The following is a 17,194-nucleotide window of genomic DNA, read 5'->3' as shown; positions in this document are numbered from 1 at the left end:
CCCCCGGCGATGGGTGCGGCGAGCACGCGGACCCTTGACGAGGGAATGCCGAAAGAGTAGGCATGTGCAGGTAAACCTCCGGGCGTCACGCCGGCTGGGAGCGCAGAGAACCGTCCGGGTCGAATCTCACGACGAAATCGACGGTACAGAAAATGAACGGAACAAAGTTCGATGGCCTCCGCGAACAAGTCCGCGGGCAGATCATCACGCCCGGTGACCCGGACTACGACGCCGCGAGGGCAGTGCACAACGGCATGATCGACAAACGGCCGGCAGCCGTGGTCCGCGTATCCCAGGTGGCTGACGTCATCGCGTGCGTCAACTTCGCCCGGGACAACTCCCTGGATCTTGCCATCCGCGGTGGAGGCCACAGCGTTCCCGGGTTTGGCACCTGGGACGACGCCCTGGTCATCGACTTCGTCAACACCTCCGGCGTCCGGGTGGATCCAGCAGCCAAGACGGCGCGCGCGGAGGCCGGTGCAACGTGGGCCGACTTCAACCACGCCACGCATGCCTTCGGGCTGGCGACCACCGGCGGTATCGTGGGGACGACGGGCGTCGCAGGGCTCACCCTGGGCGGCGGCATTGGCTATCTGGCGCGGAAGTACGGACTCAGCTGTGACAACCTGCTCTCCGCCGACGTCGTAACGGCGGACGGAAAGTTCCTGACCGCCAGTGAAAGCCAGAACGAGGACCTGTTCTGGGCACTGCGCGGCGGCGGAGGAAACTTCGGCGTGGTGACGTCGCTGGAATACCGGCTGCATCCGGTGGATATGGTCCATGCCGGCATCATCATCTATCCGATGGAGCACGCGGAGACAGTGGCGAAGTTCTACCGGGATCATATGGATTCAGCGCCGGAGGAGTTTGGAGCGTTCCTGGCATTCGCCCTCGGGCCGCCTGTACCGTTCCTGCCCGCGGAATGGCACGGGAAACCGGTTGCCGTGGTTGTCGGCATGTGGACGGGCGATCAGGCCGAAGGGCCCAGCCGCTGGAAACCCTTCCTCGACATCGCTCCCGTGGCCGGATCCATGGTGGGCCCGATGCCCTACCCGGCCCTGAACCAGGCCTTCGACCCGCTGGTTCCAAAAGGACTGCAGGGCTACTGGAAAGCCGATTTCCTCCCGGAGCTCAACGACGGCGCCATCGCCGCACACCTCGATTTCGGCAGCAGGGTACCGAGCGTGCAAACCGCCGTCCACCTGTACCCCATTGACGGGGCAGTCCATCGCGTGGGCGCAAGCGAAACTGCGTTCCCCAACAGGAGCGTGAAGTTCGCGCCTGTGATTGCGGCCATCTGGCAGGACCCGGCAGAGAACGAGGCAAACATCGCCTGGGTCAAGGACTATGCGGCGGCACTGCGCCCCTATTCGGCGGCGGGTGGCTACATCAACTTCATGGACGGCGATGACCAGCCCAGGGTCGCGGAAAACTACGGACCGAACTACAGCCGCTTGCGGGAGGTCAAAGCCAAGTACGATCCGCAGAATCTCTTCCACGTCAACCAGAACATCGCGCCCGCGTAACCTGGTCCACTTCCGCCGCGACGAGAGCGCTTTCGGCGCTCCGCGAGCGCGCGGCGTCATCCGTCCAGCGCGGCCCCGCCCACGCCGTAAAGTTTTCGGCATGAGGTTGAACTGCTGATGGGCGCCGGACACTCGCACTCCCACACTGACGATGTCGAGCCCTCGCCCCGGACGCTCGTGGCGCGGAAGAAGGCCAACTGGATCCTGGCTGCCATCCTGATCCCGCTGACGCTGCTGACCCTGGCGGCCATGGTCTTCATGTGGCCGTCGGGAAGCAAGGACGGCATTACCCTGGCCAGCCCCTATGCGGCGGCCCCGGGCGTGACGTTTGACACCGGCAAGATCCAGCGGGTCGTCGTCGGCAGCTGTTCGGATGCCCAAGCGGGCGGTGACGCCGCGGCGCAGCAGGGCACATCCGGTTCCGGCGCCGCCGCGCAGCCACCGAACGAAGGCTCGCAATGCACGTTCGCCTACACCGAGCCGGACAAGGGCGGCAACCCGGTGAAGGTGGTCATCAACCCTGACATCGCGAAATCCCACGGCGTGAAGCCCGGGGACAACATCCGCTACCTGAACCTCTCCAAGGCACAGGGCGCCGACGGCCAGGGCGCGCCGGCCTATGTCTTCGTCGACTTTGTCCGGACACTGCCCATCATCTTCCTGGCCGTGCTCTACGCCGTCGTCGTGATCGCGGTGGCGCGCTGGCGCGGCCTGCGGGCCCTGATCGGACTGGTCGGCGCCTACGTCGTGCTGGTCTCGTTCATGCTGCCCGGGCTGGTCGAGGGAAAGCCGCCGCTGCTCCTGGCCCTCGTGGGTTCCACGGTGATCATGATCGGGGTGCTCTACTTCGCCCACGGCTTCTCCGCCCGCACGTCGACGGCGCTGCTCGGGACAATGTTCGGCCTCGCCATTACGGCGCTGCTGGCCGCCTGGGCCACCGACGCCGCAAATCTTGCCGGTGTGGGCAGCCACGACGCCGCCACGCTCACCAACATGTCGGACCACATCTCCATCTCCGGCATCATCCTGTGCGGGCTGATCATTTCCGGTCTGGGGGTGCTGAACGACGTCACCATCACGCAGTCGTCGGCCGTCTGGGAACTGTGGGAACTCGCCCCCGAAACCAGTGCCCGGCAGCTCTTTACGTCCGCCATGCGGATCGGCCGGGACCACATCGCCTCCACGGTCTACACCATTGCGTTTGCCTACGCCGGCGCGGCCCTGCCGGTCCTGATCCTGGTCATGCTCTACGAGCGGCCGCTCGGGGACGCCATCACCAGCGCCGAACTCTCCGAGGAAGTCATCCGCACCCTGGTCGGTTCCGTGGGGCTCGTCCTCGCCGTGCCGGTCACCACCCTCATTGCCGTGCTGGTGGTCAAGGCCACCGGGATCAAGGGCAGTGGGATTAAGGCCAGCCCGGTCAATGCCAGCGAGTTCGAGGGGATCGAGTCCGACTGGGTCGGGTCCGACGCCGGCGAGTCCGACGGGATCGAGCCGGACTGGGTCGACCCGGACTGGGTCGAGCCGGACGGGGCCGGCGCCGGTCCTGCCACGCGCCGCGGGCGGCGTGCCGCCCTGCGGGGCTGACGCGGGCTCTGGCGGCGCCCGAAAGTCTCCACATAACCGGCCATTTCCACATCTGGTGATGCTCTGCGCACGGCCCCTCGGCGATGCCCACCCAGCGCCGGGGTCTCCGATGAAGTGCTCCGATCCCTTGTCGGAAATCCATCTGGCCCCCTATGCTCTGAGCACGGGCGTCGGCTCTCGCGGTTCGTTTCCAAATGAGGAGCGCAATGTCGGATTCGTTGGAGCAAAAGCTCGACCCCCACGATAACGCGCTCAATCTGATCCGTCTGGTCTTGGCGGTCCTCGTCATCGTTTCCCACACGTGGCCCATTGCCGGGTATGGCGACGACCCGAAGTTGGGAGATATAAAACTCGGTACGGTCGCCGTCGGCGGTTTCTTCACAATAAGTGGCTATCTAATTACCCGAAGCCGACATCGCTCATCTTTTTGGAGCTATTCATGGCGGCGGGCGCTTCGGATCCTTCCTGGCTATTGGGTCTGCCTGATTTTCACAGCATTTGTCGCCGCTGCAGTGGCGGCGTTGGCCCGCGGGGGATGGACGCCTGGCGCTGCCTGGCACTTCGTCTATACCAATGCTGATATGCGAAACGGTGATCTCGTTATTGGGGCCACGCTCCTCGGGGCACCCTTCCCGGGCGCGTGGAATGGCTCGCTATGGACCCTGTTCTATGAAGTGGCGTGCTACGTGCTACTGGGATTGGTGTTCATCATCCCTTTGGTGCGGCGTTTGACATGGCTGACACCCACGCTGTTTATCGTTGCCACGGCCTGCAGCCTGGTCATTCATGCGCGAGGCGACACGGGAAATGCTGAACGATGGATTCTGCTGGGTACATTTTTCCTAGCTGGCGCCGCTCTCTATAGCCTGGCGGATCGCGTTCCGCTCCGCTGGCAAATTGGCGTACCAGCAATTGCGATTTTCGTCGTGTGCTCAATAGCCGGTTTTGGACGGGCCTTGTCGCCCCTGCCGCTGGCGTACGTGTTGCTTTGGCTTGGGGCGATCCTCCCGCGCAAGCTGCGGAAACTGGGGTCAAAGAATGACTTCTCCTACGGAACATACCTGTACGCGTTTCCCGTTCAGCAACTGTTTGTGCTGACCGGGCTACAACAAGCTGGTCCAGTGGCCTTCATTTCGGCCAGTGTCGCCGCTACCGCGCCCCTCGCTGTGCTGAGCTGGTACTTTATCGAACGCCCCGCTCAGCGGTTTAAGAGTTGGCGTATTCCCCGTTCAGGACCGGTGCGATCAGGCCAGGGCGCGGCGGTTTCCACCCAGCCTCCGCCCCCAGCACACGACCTGGGTACCCTGCCGGCCGAAAAACGACTCGGAGAGAAACGGCCTGCCTCCTAGTCTGGCCGCCGGCGCAGCAGCGACGTCCGGCCCGGGAAACACGCTGGGATCGACGGGCTCCCGTCCGGAGCTGAGGTCCTGATTTCCACATAGCCGGAGCGGGTCCGGGCCGATTTGCCCGTCTTTGAGACAATGGTCGGGTGACTGTTGTAGCAACGCCTCCCGCCCCCAAGCTGGAACTCCCGCCCCTGAAGCTGGGCCCAATCACGGTGGACACCCCCGTGATCCTGGCGCCCATGGCGGGCATCACCAACTCCGCCTTCCGCAGGCTGTGCCGTGAATACGGCGGCGGCCTGTATGTGGCAGAGATGGTCACCTCGCGTGCCCTCGTGGAGCGCACGCCGGAATCGCTGCGCATTATTTCGCACGACGACGACGAGAAAGTCCGCTCCGTCCAGCTCTACGGTGTCGACCCCGTGACCGTCGGCCAGGCCGTCCGGATGCTCGTCGAGGAGGACCGGGCAGACCACATCGACCTCAACTTCGGCTGCCCCGTGCCCAAAGTGACCCGTCGCGGCGGCGGCTCGGCCCTGCCGTGGAAGATTGACCTCTTCACCTCGATCGTCCAGACCGCGGTGAAGGAAGCCTCCCGGGGCAACGTCCCGCTGACCATCAAGATGCGCAAGGGCATTGACGAGGACCACCTGACGTACCTCGATGCCGGCCGGATTGCCCGCGATTCCGGCGTCGCCGCCGTCGCACTTCACGGTCGCACGGCCGCGCAGTTCTATTCCGGCCAGGCCGACTGGTCCGCCATTGCCCGGCTGCGCGAGGCCCTGCCGGACATTCCCGTCCTTGGCAACGGAGACATCTGGTCCGCGGAAGACGCGGTCCGGATGGTCCGCGAAACAGGGGTGGACGGCGTCGTCGTCGGCCGCGGCTGCCAGGGCAGGCCCTGGCTGTTCGGCGATCTCATGGCCGCGTTCGAAGGCAGCGACCAGCGGTACCGGCCGGATCTGCGCCAGGTGGCCGAAAGCGTGTACCGGCATGCCGAGCTCATGGTTGAGACATTTGGGGACGAGGGCAAGGCGCTGCGCGAAATCCGCAAGCACATTGCCTGGTACTTCAAGGGCTACGTGGTCGGCAGCGAACTGCGGACCAAGCTGGCACTCGTCACCAGCCTCGAGGTACTGCGCGGGACCCTGGACCAGTTGGACCTCGACTCGCCGTATCCCGGGGTCGACGCCGAGGGCCCGCGCGGCCGCGCCGGTTCTCCGAAAAAGCCTGCGCTGCCGAAGGACTGGCTGCTGAACCGGACGCTGGATGACGCGCAGACCCGGGACATCTCCTTCGCCGAACTGGATGTCTCCGGTGGCTGAGACCCGGACCACCGCCCCCGTCCTGGACGGCTACACCTCCCGCGACTGGGCCCGGTGGGTCGAAGAGCCGCCCAAGAGCACCTACCGTTCGGACTTCGAGCGCGACCGTGCGCGGGTCCTGCACTCCTCGGCGCTGCGCCGGCTCGGCGCGAAGACCCAGGTGGTGGCGCCGGATACCGACGACTTCGTCCGGACCCGGCTCACCCACAGCCTCGAGGTTGCCCAGGTGGGCCGAGAGCTGGGCCGCGCGCTCGGCTGCGACCCCGACGTCGTGGATACGGCGTGCCTCAGCCACGACCTCGGCCACCCGCCCTTCGGCCACAACGGCGAGGCTGCCCTCAACGAGGTGGCCCATGGGATCGGCGGCTTCGAAGGCAACGCCCAGACGCTGCGGCTGCTGACCCGGCTGGAGCCCAAGGTCCTGGCCGCCGACGGCCGGCCGGCCGGCCTGAACCTGACCCGGGCGAGCCTCGATGCCGCCGCCAAGTACCCCTGGTCCGCCGTGAACGCGCCGGTCATCCACGGAGAGCGGACCAGCAAGTTCGGAGCCTACGAGGACGACCTTCCCATTTTTGACTGGATCCGGGACGGCGCCCCGGAACGCCGGTCCTGCCTCGAAGCGCAGGTCATGGACCTGGCGGACGATATCTCCTACTCGGTGCACGACGTCGAGGACGCGATCGTCGCAGGCCATTTCCAGCTGCGCTGGATGGACAACCCGGACCACCGCGCCCGCGTCGTCGGCTACGCCAAGCAGTGGTACCTGCCGCACAACGATCCCGCCGCGATCGACGCCGCATTGGCCCGGCTGGAGGCCACGGACGTCTGGGTGCGCGAGGCCGACGGCAGCCGCAAGGCCATGGCGGCGCTCAAGGACATGACCAGCCAGCTCATCGGGCGCTTCTGCCAGAGTGCGCTGGAGGCCACCCGCACGGTCTACGGCCCGGAAAACCTGACCCGCTACAAGGCGGAGCTGATCGTCCCGGATGAGACCGTCATGGAAATCGCGGTGATGAAGGGCCTGGCCACCACCTTCGTGATGACCACCGAACACCGGCAGCCCATCTACGAGCGCCAGCGCGAGGTCCTGCATGCCCTCGTCACCGCGCTCAGCGCCACGGGGGACCGCCACCTGGAGCCGATGTTCGCCGCCGACTGGCTCGACGCTGCGGACGACGCCGCGCGGCTGCGCGTCGTCATCGATCAGGTCGCCTCGCTGACGGACGGCTCGGCGCTGGCCATGTACGAGCGCCTCGTGGGCAGCCTGCCGTCGCTGTGGTGACCGCCACCGTGGCCGGCCCGTCGGCGTCGTACCCGGGGACTAGGATGGCACTGTGGCCGGCCTGATCAAACGTGAAGACATCGATGAAGTGCGCCAGCGCACCGACATCAAGGAAGTCGTCGATGGCTACGTGACGCTCAAGGGAGCCGGGCTGGGGTCCTACAAGGGCCTGTGCCCCTTCCACGACGAGCGCTCACCCTCGTTCACGGTCCGCCCCCAAGTCGGCCGGTACCACTGCTTTGGCTGCGGCGAGGACGGCGACGTCATCTCCTTCGTCCAAAAGCTGGACCACACCACCTTCCACGAGGCCGTGGAAAAGCTGGCCCACCGGATCGGCTTCGAACTCCGTTACGAGGACGGCGGCTCCGGGCCCAACCGGGAGGACATCGGACGGCGCCAGCGGCTGCTGGACGCGCACAAGGTGGCCGATGAGTTCTTCCGTGCCCAGCTGATCACCCCGGGCGCGGCCGAGGGCCGCAACTTCCTCTACGGACGGGGCTTCGACCGTGCGGCGGCGGAACAGTTCGGTGTGGGCTACGCGCCGCAGGGCTGGGACTCGCTGCTCAAGCACCTCCGCGGCCGCGGTTACACCGACCCTGAACTCAAGCTGACCGGCATGTTCTCCGAAGGCGGCCGGGGAATCTACGACCGTTTCCGCGGCCGGCTGATCTGGCCCATCCGGGACATCGCCGGCGACACCATCGGCTTCGGTGCCCGCAAGCTCTATGAGGATGATCAGGGCCCGAAGTACCTGAACACCCCCGAAACCGCGCTCTACAAGAAGTCCCAGGTCCTCTACGGAATCGACCTCGCCAAGCGCAGCATCGCCAAGGATCGCCAGCTCGTGGTGGTGGAAGGCTACACCGACGTCATGGCCTGCCACCTGGCCGGCATCCCGACGGCCGTGGCCACGTGTGGCACCGCCTTCGGCACCGAGCACATCAAGATCGCCCGCCGGCTGCTCTCTGACGACGGCAGCGGGGGAGAGGTCATCTTCACGTTCGACGGCGACGCCGCCGGCCAGAAGGCGGCACTGCGCGCCTTCGAAGAGGACCAGCGGTTTGTCGCGCAAACGTTCGTGGCGGTGGAAGCCAGCGGCGCAGACCCCTGCGAACTCCGCCAGTCCAAGGGCGACTCAGCCGTCCGGGACTTGATCGGGAGCCGCCGGCCGCTGTTCGAGTTCGCCATCCGGGCCAGCCTGAAACGACACAATTTGGACACCGTCGAGGGCCGGATCGCGGCCCTGCGTGAATCCGCGCCTGTGGTGGCGCAGATCCGCGACGCCGGCATCCGGCCGGCCTACGCCCGCGAGCTCGCCGGTTGGCTGGGGATGCCGGTCGAGGAGGTCAGCAGGGCCGTTGGTGCTGCCACCAAGCGTGCCGCACAGGGCGCCTCGGCCCCGTCGGGCGGTGGCCAGGGCCACGGGCAGGGCGGCGGGCAGGGACATGCCGGGTCCGGCCGCGGCTTTGCCGGGACTGCGCCGGGCGTTGCCCCGCTGCCGCCGTCGGCCGTGCTCCCGTCCTTCAACCGGCCTGATCCCCGGGACCCCGTGGCAGCGATGGAGCGCCAGGCGCTCGAGGTCGCGCTGCAAGAACCCGGCATGCTTGAGGGCGAGACGTGGCAACGCTTCTCGGAGGCGCGGTTCTCCACGCCCGCCTATCTCGCCATCCACGAAGCCATCCGTGCCACCGGACTCGGGTTTGCCGGGGACCCGGTGCGCTGGGTGGAGCAGTTGCTGCAGGAGGTGCCTGAGCCGCTGCGTCCGCTCGTGTCCGAACTCGCGGTGGTGCCCCTGCCGGCCAACACGCCCGAAGGTGTCCTGCGCTACTGCAAGGACATCCTCGCCCGCTTGTTTGAGCTCCAGATCACCCGGGTGAAGGCCGAGAAGATGGGCCAGTTGCAGCGTCTGGACGCATCGGCCGATCCCGAGGAATTCCAGCGCCTGAATCGCGAACTCATGCAGCTTGAGATGCAGCGGCGGTCCCTGCGCTCGGACGCCTGAGCCGCCGATTTCGTTTCCCGGGCTGGTGTTTGCTAGGCTTATACCCGCTTCATTCCTCCTTAGCTCAATTGGCAGAGCATTCGACTGTTAATCGAAGGGTTGCTGGTTCAAGTCCAGCAGGAGGAGCGCGCAGTCCCCGTTCCGGGTTCCGGAACGGGGACTTTTTTATACCCGGCGGGGGTATTTCGCGGCGGGCCGGCGCTGGCCCCTTGGCCGATTTCCCTACCGGCAAAACGTTTGCTAATGTCGTACCTGCTTCATTCCTCCTTAGCTCAATTGGCAGAGCATTCGACTGTTAATCGAAGGGTTGCTGGTTCAAGTCCAGCAGGAGGAGCGGACAGGTCCCGCGGCCGGTGAAAACCAGCCGCGGGACCTTTTTTATTGCCTCGTTTTTGTTGATCCGTTCACTGGCCAGGGCGGTTGCCGCCGGGCTCAGACGAAGTACATTTCCACCTGGAGGAAGCGCTGGGCCTCGGCCACGGCGGCCTGGAAGGCCTCCAGCTCGGTGGGGGACTTCCGAGGCTCGCGCGGGTGCCACTCATGCGGCGCCGAATGCACCTGGGTGAACCCGCCGCCGGGGGGAGCATAGAAGATGCCGAACCGTTGCACCGGCCACTCCGGGGATGATTCCGGGGCCACGAGGAGGGCGGAGTCATATGCAGGGTTGTACCACTGGGCAATCGGGCGGCGGCGGTCTTCGGTGAACAGGCCGGAGGCATATAGGGCTGCCGACTGCGGACTGGTCTGGCTGCACAAACGATCCCACCACAGGGGCAGGATTCCGGCGTCGCACCGCTGCCAAGTGGCCGGAAGAGGCGGGGGGTCCTGCCTGTGGGGCATGAAATAACTTTATCGCCCGCCGCGGACGTCGAACAGGGTGCGAACGGGCCACGGGCAGCCAGAGGGGTCGCCGTGTTCGAGCTGCCGCCGGGACATGCCCAGCCTTGGGCCTGGCGCCTGGACATGTCGAGTGCTGGTGAGGTGCCCGTGGGGGGACACGTCCAGTTCTGGTGCTGGCGCGTGGGCATGGTGCCAATATGCCCAATCCCGGGCACGAAGAATGGGCATGTCCCGCCGGGGGAGGCACGAAGAATGGGCATGTCCCTCGCGTGGTCCGTTCAGTGAGGTGCACTCGGGACATGTCCAGTGCTGGTGAGGTGCCCGTGGGGGGACATGCTCAGTTCTGGTCCTGGCGCGTGGACATAATGCCAACATGCCCAGTCCCGAGCTCGAAGACTGGGCATGTCCCTCCGGAATGGGCGCGAAGAATGGGCATGTCCCGCCGGGATGGGCGCGAAGGATGGGCATGTCCCTCGGGGAGCTGGTGCTGGGCGGGGCCTGGTTACTGGATCGGGGGTACCGTGCTGGGCCGTACAACCAGCCACAGTGCAGCGGCTGCCAGGAAGATACAGGCGGCCTGGACGGCGCCCATGGGGGTTGCGGACCCGACGCCGAGCCAGCCGACCACCGGGGAGACCAGGCCCGCCATCATGAAGGTCGCCGCGCCAAGGAGGGAAGCCGCGGTTCCGGCCTGGGCGCCGTGTTTGGCCAGGGCCAGCACCTGCACGGTGGGGAAGGTGAAACCGGCGCCGAGGATGTAGAACCAGAGCGGCACCAGGACGCCCCACAGCCCGAAGCCCAGCTGGTCGAAGATGACAATCAGGACGGCCATGACGAACATCCAGGCCGTGGAACAGGCCAGGATCCATTGCGGCGGGACGCGCCGGATGAGCCTTGCGCTGGTCTGCACGCCTGCCACGATGCCCAGTGAGTTGATGCCGAACAGCAGGCCGTACTGCTGGGGCGTGAAACCGTAGACATCCTGGAACAGGAACGGCGAAGCGGAGAGATAGGTGAAGAGGCCCGCGAAGTTCAAGCCGCCCACCAGCAGCAGGCCCACGAAGATCCGGTCGGAGAACAGCACTTTGTAGCGCTGGCGCGCGGTCATCCCGGATTTGCCGCGCTGCTCTGGCGGCAGGGTCTCCCGGATCACGAACAGGGCCGCGATGATGACACAGGTCCCGTAGGCGGCTAGGAACAAGAAGATGCCGGGCCAGGGCATCAGCAGCAGCAGCTGGGAGCCGATGACCGGGGCGAGGATCGGGGCCAGCCCGTTGACAAGGGCCATCCTCGAGAACATCCGCACCATCGCGTAGCCGCTGAACAGGTCACGGACCATGGCCATGGCCACCACGCCGCCGCCGGCAGCCCCGACGCCCATGAGGACACGGAAGAAACCCAGGGTGGCGATATCCGTGGACTGGGCTGCACCCAGGGATGCCGTGATGTGGACCGCTGTCGCCAGGATCAGGGGCAGCCGCCGGCCGAACTTGTCGCTCAGCGGGCCCACCACCAGCTGTCCCAGCGCGAAACCTATGGTCGTCCCCGTGAGCGTCAGCTGGACCGCGGCCGCGGAGACGCCAAGGCTGTCTTCCAGGGCCGGGAATGCGGGCAGGTAGAGGTCCACCGTGAACGGCCCGAGGGCGGTCAATGCGCCGAGCGTCAGGATGTAGAGGAATTTACGACGCCGGCTCAGGGAATCACCGGGGTTGGGGGGTGTGCTCACAGGGGTCCATCCTAGGGCCCACCGGGGCGGCCGGCCGGTGGCTGGGCAGGCGCGCCACGCCTTGCCCGAAAAGGCCTCCCAAGAGCCTAAATGATAGTTTTGACACCGGGGTCTGTGCGAAGCTGTCCAGACCCGGCAAGCCCGCGCGAGCGGATCGACGGATGGCACCAGTTAGGCGGGACCGATGAGCGGACGTCACAGCGGCGGGATAGGCAGCGGGTTGCGCATTTCCGCGCTGCCGCAAACCCTGAAGATGATCTTCAAGCTGGCGCCTCGGCAGCTCAATGACGAGATTGCTCTGGCCAAGGCCGAAATCAAGCGCAAGGGGACCCAGCTCGGCGTTGCAGGCGCCTTCTTCGCCGTCGCCCTGGTCTTCGTTGCGCTCCTGGTGATCGGTCTGATGGTCGCCGCGATTATGGGTCTGGCCACGATCATGCCCGCGTGGCTCGCCGCGTTGTTGGTCTCCGCCGTCTGCCTGATTATCGCCGCGATCGGGGCGCTCGTCGGGCTGAGGAAGTTCAAGGCGGTCATGCCGCTGGTCCCCGAGGAGACGATCCGGGGGCTTAAGTACGATCTCGGCATCGCCAAGGAAGGCTCGGCCTTCGACGCGGCGATCCTGGATCCGAACTCCGAACAGTACAAAGCGGCGAAGGCCGCCAAGGAAGCCGCCGCCGCGAAAGCAAGGGCGGAAAAGGAAGCCAAGGCTGCCGCAAAGCCCGAACTCGGGCCCGCCCCCACAGAGGCCGAACTCCGTAGCCGGCTGGCCCAGCGGCGTACGCATCTCACCGGCGTGCGGGACGATCTCGGCCGGGAACTCGATGTCAAGGCCCAGGCCCGGACGCTGCTGGCCGCCACTCAGGTCCGGCTGCAGGCCGGCAAAGAGCAGCTCAGCGACAAGATCGCAGGCTTCCGCTCCTCAGCCCGCTCCTCGGCGGGATCGCCCACATCCGCTGACGGGCAGGATCTGGCCGGCACGATCAAGCAGCGCTGGAAGCCCCTCGCGGTGCTCGCCGCGTCCGCGGCCGCCCTTGCGGTCCTGGTGCGCAGGCTGATGAAGGGCTAGGCAGACCCCTGAACCGAAACACCGAACCGTTGCCGTCCACGGAAAGGGGGAATCGATGAAGTTCATCGGCGCTGGTGCCCGCCCCGGGCAACCCCTCGTCCACCGCGACGCGGTCTTCACGGTTCCAAATGTCCTGACCGTGGTGCGCTTCCTTGGTGTTCCCCTGTTCATCTGGCTCGTCCTCTCGGAACACGAGTACGGCTACGGCGCCCTCGTCCTCGCCATCATGGCCGGCACCGACTGGGTCGACGGCTACATCGCCCGGCGCTTCAACCAGATGTCCAACCTCGGACGGCTCATGGACCCCATTGCCGACAGGCTGTCGCTGATCGCCGTGGCCGTGACCCTCGTGATCGCCGGCGTCGTCGAGTGGTGGTATCTCGTCGCACTGCTGGTCCCGGACGCGGTCCTGCTGGCCCTGTCCCTGTTCTATTTCCACGGCCACCCGGATCTGCCGGTGAGCCGCATCGGAAAGATCCGAACCGGCCTGTTGCTGGTGGGCACACCGCTGCTGGTGCTGTCCAAACTTCCGGTGCCCGCCGCGAACGTCTACGCCACGGTCGCGTGGATCTTCCTGGGACTGGGACTCGTGGGGCATTGGATCGCGGCCTACAACTACGTCCGGGCCATCATCGGCAAGGGCAGGCAGCTTCGGGCGCACGACGGCGGCTCCCGCTGATGGTCTGGTTTGCGGTTTTGCTTGCGGTCCTCGGCGCCTTCGGCCTGGCCTTTGGCGCCCAGCGCCAGGGCAGCGCGGTGAAGGCCGATACCGGCGGCCTGGCGCTGAGCACGCACGGCCTGCTTCGGCTCGCGCGCAATCCTCGCTGGGTTTTCGGGCTCACGCTGCTCTGCGTCGGGATGGCGATGAACGCCGTCGCCCTCGTCATGGCCCCCTTGACGGTGGTGCAGCCGATCGGGGCGATTGCGCTGGTCATCACCACCGTGGTCAACACCAAGGACCAGGGCCTGAGCATGAACCGGGCAACCGTCGTGGCAATCTCGGCCTGCGTGACCGGCTCGGCGCTGTTCGTACTGCTGGCCGTCAACGCGACCCAGGAGAATCACAACGTCAGCAGCGAGGACGAGCTGACAATCGTGCTGCTCCTGGCCCTGGCTGTGGGGCTCTTCGGCACGCTCGCCGTCCTGTTCAGGCACCGCATGAGCGCCTTCGTCTACATCCTCGGCGCCGGCGTCCTGTTCGGCTTCGTGGCTGTCCTGACCCGCATCATCGGCAGGCACCTGCTCGATTCCAACGGACAGTTCCTGCTGAACGTGCCGTGGTACAGCGCCGTGGCGATTATTGCTGCCGGCGTTCTGGGATCGTGGTTTGTCCAAAACGCCTACTCCAGCGGACCACCCGACCTCGTGATCGCCGGATTGACCGTAATCGACCCCATTGTGGGCATCGCGATCGGCATCGTAATTCTGGGAGAATTGCGTCCGGACGTCCAAGCCGTGACGGCAATTGCCATGGGGACGGCCGCAGTACTTGCTATCGTGGGAGTAATAGCCCTCTCCAGGCACCACCCGGAAGTCACCAAGCGCAAGAAGGACGCGCGGAAGGCCGCGGGCCGGTCCTAGGGCATCAGTCCAGACTTCGGCTGCAGGCCCGGCGCGCCTGTGCCGACCGCCAGCCGGCCGCCATTGATCCAGCTGTCCGCACAGCGACCACCAGGAGCTCTTCACGTGACCAAGTCCGACAGCCAGTCCCCGCTGACCATCCTGATTGCCGCTGACACGTACCCGCCGCACGTCAACGGCGCCGCCCAGTTCGGCTACCGCCTCGCCAAAGGCATGACGGCCCGCGGACACAACGTGCACGTCCTGGCGTGCCGCCCGGGCAAGGGTGCGAGCTACAGCGAGTTCAGCGAGGAGGCCACCGTGCACCGCCTCCGCTCCCATTCCGTGCCCACGCACGAGTACTTCCGGGTCACGTTCCCGTGGGAGATCAAGAAGGAAATCGGTCTCTTGTTTGACCGCATTCAGCCGGACGTGGTGCACATCCAGAGCCACTACATGATCGGCGAGCACGTCCTCTACGAAGCTGTGAAGCGCGGCATCCGGGTGGTGGCGACGAACCACTTCATGCCGGAAAACCTGAACCCCTTCCTGCCGTTCCCGCAATGGTTCAAAGACATCGTGGGCCGGATCTCCTGGCGGGACATGGGCAAGGTCATGGGCCAGGCCGACGTCGTGACCACACCCACGCCGCTTGCCGCCAAAGCCATGCACCAGCATGCCTTCCTCCGCAAGGTCCTGCCACTGTCCAACGGCATCGACGCCGCCGCCTACGAGCTGGGTCCCGACGAAACGGCGGAACGCCATGCCAGCCCCACCGCACTCTTCGCTGGCCGGCTGGCGGAGGAGAAGCACGTGGACGTGCTGATCGACGCCGTCGCCAAGACGCCCAAGGACCTGGACATCCACCTGGAAATCGTTGGCGGGGGAGAAGTCCGCCCGGCCCTCGAAGCCCAGGTCGCCCGGCTCGGGCTGACGGACAGGGTCAGATTCCTCGGCATGGCCAGCGACGCCGACCTTCGCAGGGCTTACATCAGGGCCGACGTGTTCTGCATGCCCGGCACGGCGGAACTTCAGTCCCTCGTGACCCTGGAGGCGATGTCGGCGTCGACTCCGGTCCTGCTCGCCAACGCCATGGCGCTGCCGCACTTGGTGCGCGACGGGGAGAACGGCTACCTCTTCACGCCCAATGACAGCGATGACCTCGCCGCCAAACTGGCGCGTGTCTTCTCCCTGCCCGCACACGAGCTCGCGGCGATGGGCAAGACCAGCCGGGAAATGGTGGAGAACCACGGCATCGCGCGCACGCTTCAGACGTTTGAGGACATCTACCGGGGCGCCAGCTACGACGACCTCGTCGTCTAGGCCAGCTACGGCTGGGCCGGCAACGGCCGGGCGGCTGGATGTGGGCCGTGCCGACTGGTGGTCGCGTACACTTCTGATGCGTCTACTATTGCTAGAGTATTTTTGCCCGGAATCAGTCCGGCCCCCGCGGGCCAGGTCTGGCTCCGGGCGCAGGGGGCTATAGCTCAGCTGGTTAGAGCGCGGGACTCATAATCCTAAGGTCCTCGGTTCAAGTCCGAGTAGCCCTACATTTCTGCGGAACCCTCCTCATCAGGGGCCCGCCCACGGGAGCCGTGGCTGACGTTCGACGTCGGCCGCGGCTCCTTTTTGTCGGGCCCGGTGCTTGCAGGCGCCAGCAGACTGCGATATGTTACTGGTGAGTAACATACCGCCGGGGCGAAGCCCGCGCCCTTTTGGTCGCTGGCGATCACGAGTGAAGGAACATCATGCCGAAAGCTGCAATCGACATCAACAACCTGCCCTACGCCGACGGCGACTTCTTCGCGTTCGAGCAGCTGCTCAGCGCCAAGGAGCAGGACAGGCTGGCCGAGGTCCGCGAGTTCCTCACCCGCGAGGTCAGGCCGATCGCCGTCGATTGCTGGAATCGCGCGGAGTTCCCCATGGAGCTGATCCCGAAGCTTGCCGAAATCGACCTGGTCAGCCCGGTCAGGAGGCAGGGCTACTCGAACCTTTTCGCCGGAATCCTGCACGCAGAAGCCACCCGCGCGGACACGTCGATCGCGACGTTCATGGGCGTCCATGACGGGCTCTTCACCGGCTCCATTGAAGCCCTCGCCTCCAAGGAGCAGCAGGACGCGTGGCTTCCCGAGATTTACTCGCTCAAGAAGATCGGCGCCTTCGGCCTCACCGAGCCCCTTGGCGGCTCCGACGTCGCCGGCGGCACGCGCACCACGGCGCGGCGCGACGGCGGGAGCTGGGTCCTCAACGGGGCCAAGCGCTGGATCGGCAACGCGACCTTCTCCGACTGGGTGGTCATTTACGCCCGCGACGTCGACGACAACCAGGTCAAGGGATTCCTCGTCGACACCAAGACCGAGGGGTACAGTGCCGTGAAGATCGAAAACAAGATCTCGCTGCGCACGGTCCAGAACGCCGACATCACGCTCGATAACGTGGTGGTGCCGGACTTCTTCAAGCTGGCCAATGCCAACAGCTTCCGCGACACCAACAAGGTCCTCAAGGTCACCCGCCTCGCCGTGGCCTGGCAAGCGGTGGGCCAGCAGCTCGCGGCCTTCGACGTCGCGCGGCGCTACGCCGTGGAGCGCAGCCAGTTCGGGCGCCCGATTGCCTCCTTCCAGCTGGTCCAGCACCAGCTCGTGCAGATCCTCGGCAACGCGGTCAGCTCCATGGGCATGATGGTGAGGCTTTCCCAGCTGGAGGACGCGGGGGAGGCGAAGGACGAGCAGTCCGCCCTGGCCAAGGCGTTCACCACCGCGCGCATGCGCGAAAGCGTGGCCCTGGGCCGGAGCATCCTCGGCGGCAACGGAATCGTGACGGACTTCGAGATGGCCAAAGTCTTCGCGGACGCCGAAGCCATCTATTCTTACGAGGGCACGCATGAGATCAACACCCTGGTCACCGGCCGGGCGATCACGGGAATTTCCGCGATCGTCTAAT

13 protein-coding genes and 3 tRNA genes are annotated in these 17,194 nt (G+C 66.1%); 14 read left to right on the top strand and 2 right to left on the bottom strand.

From position 1 onward, the window contains the following. Positions 1–152 precede the first annotated feature (152 nt). The 8 genes from BLS42_RS03595 to BLS42_RS03560 all read left to right on the top strand — a co-directional run bounded on the left by BLS42_RS03595 (position 153) and on the right by BLS42_RS03560 (position 9,399). Complete coding sequence (locus tag BLS42_RS03595; RefSeq protein ID WP_090576568.1) at positions 153–1,526, top strand: FAD-binding oxidoreductase; 1,374 nt, start codon at positions 153–155, stop codon at positions 1,524–1,526. Positions 1,527–1,643: 117 nt separating this feature from the next. Next, positions 1,644–3,113 carry a YibE/F family protein gene (locus tag BLS42_RS03590; RefSeq protein ID WP_090576565.1) on the top strand — a complete coding sequence of 490 codons (1,470 nt, stop codon included), beginning with the start codon at positions 1,644–1,646 and terminating at the stop codon, positions 3,111–3,113. 206 nt (positions 3,114–3,319) lie between these two features. Further along, a complete protein-coding gene (locus BLS42_RS03585) occupies positions 3,320–4,462 on the top strand; it encodes an acyltransferase family protein (RefSeq protein ID WP_176803146.1) in 1,143 nt (380 codons plus the stop codon). Between the two features lie 140 nt (positions 4,463–4,602). Next, positions 4,603–5,781 carry a tRNA dihydrouridine synthase DusB gene (gene dusB / locus BLS42_RS03580; protein ID WP_090576558.1) on the top strand — a complete coding sequence of 393 codons (1,179 nt, stop codon included), beginning with the start codon at positions 4,603–4,605 and terminating at the stop codon, positions 5,779–5,781. Further along, positions 5,765–7,063 carry a deoxyguanosinetriphosphate triphosphohydrolase gene (locus BLS42_RS03575; protein ID WP_176803144.1) on the top strand — a complete coding sequence of 433 codons (1,299 nt, stop codon included), beginning with the start codon at positions 5,765–5,767 and terminating at the stop codon, positions 7,061–7,063. The genes dusB and BLS42_RS03575 overlap by 17 nt, the downstream gene beginning before the upstream one ends. A 52-nt stretch (positions 7,064–7,115) precedes the next feature. Beyond that, entirely contained in the window at positions 7,116–9,065 is a 1,950-nt protein-coding gene (gene dnaG / locus BLS42_RS03570) for a DNA primase (RefSeq protein WP_090576551.1), read from the top strand. Positions 9,066–9,118: 53 nt separating this feature from the next. Then, positions 9,119–9,191: transfer RNA gene (locus BLS42_RS03565), tRNA-Asn, on the top strand. Between the two features lie 135 nt (positions 9,192–9,326). Continuing rightward, positions 9,327–9,399, top strand: a tRNA-Asn gene (locus BLS42_RS03560). A 98-nt stretch (positions 9,400–9,497) separates the two neighbouring features. Here the strand turns inward: BLS42_RS03560 and BLS42_RS03555 are convergent. Next, positions 9,498–9,905 (bottom strand): hypothetical protein, encoded by a 408-nt coding sequence (locus tag BLS42_RS03555; protein WP_090576548.1) that lies wholly within the window; start codon positions 9,903–9,905, stop codon positions 9,498–9,500. Between the two features lie 502 nt (positions 9,906–10,407). Beyond that, complete coding sequence (locus tag BLS42_RS03550; RefSeq protein WP_090576545.1) at positions 10,408–11,631, bottom strand: multidrug effflux MFS transporter; 1,224 nt, start codon at positions 11,629–11,631, stop codon at positions 10,408–10,410. A 184-nt stretch (positions 11,632–11,815) separates the two neighbouring features. Between BLS42_RS03550 and BLS42_RS03545 the strand changes: the two genes are divergently transcribed. From BLS42_RS03545 to BLS42_RS03520, 6 genes are all read left to right on the top strand, one after another. Then, complete coding sequence (locus BLS42_RS03545) at positions 11,816–12,694, top strand: phage holin family protein (RefSeq protein WP_090576542.1); 879 nt, start codon at positions 11,816–11,818, stop codon at positions 12,692–12,694. A gap of 55 nt (positions 12,695–12,749) precedes the next feature. After that, positions 12,750–13,373, top strand: a complete 624-nt coding sequence (locus BLS42_RS03540; protein WP_090576539.1) for a CDP-alcohol phosphatidyltransferase family protein — start codon at positions 12,750–12,752, stop codon at positions 13,371–13,373. Further along, positions 13,373–14,275, top strand: a complete 903-nt coding sequence (locus BLS42_RS03535) for a DMT family transporter (RefSeq protein WP_090576536.1) — start codon at positions 13,373–13,375, stop codon at positions 14,273–14,275. Before BLS42_RS03540 ends, BLS42_RS03535 begins: the two co-directional genes overlap by 1 nt. Before the next feature lie 105 nt (positions 14,276–14,380). Next, positions 14,381–15,577 (top strand): glycosyltransferase, encoded by a 1,197-nt coding sequence (locus BLS42_RS03530; RefSeq protein WP_090576533.1) that lies wholly within the window; start codon positions 14,381–14,383, stop codon positions 15,575–15,577. Between the two features lie 153 nt (positions 15,578–15,730). Next, positions 15,731–15,804 (top strand) — tRNA-Ile (locus tag BLS42_RS03525). Between the two features lie 198 nt (positions 15,805–16,002). Further along, positions 16,003–17,193, top strand: coding sequence for an acyl-CoA dehydrogenase family protein (locus BLS42_RS03520; RefSeq protein ID WP_090576530.1), 1,191 nt, complete (start codon positions 16,003–16,005; stop codon positions 17,191–17,193). Position 17,194 lies beyond the last annotated feature (1 nt).

The sequence above is a fragment of the Arthrobacter sp. ov407 genome, assembly GCF_900102895.1.
Taxonomy (GTDB): Bacteria; Actinomycetota; Actinomycetes; order Actinomycetales; family Micrococcaceae; genus Arthrobacter.
Note: the sequence above shows the minus strand (reverse complement) of the source record. Positions and strands in the feature narration are given on the sequence as shown.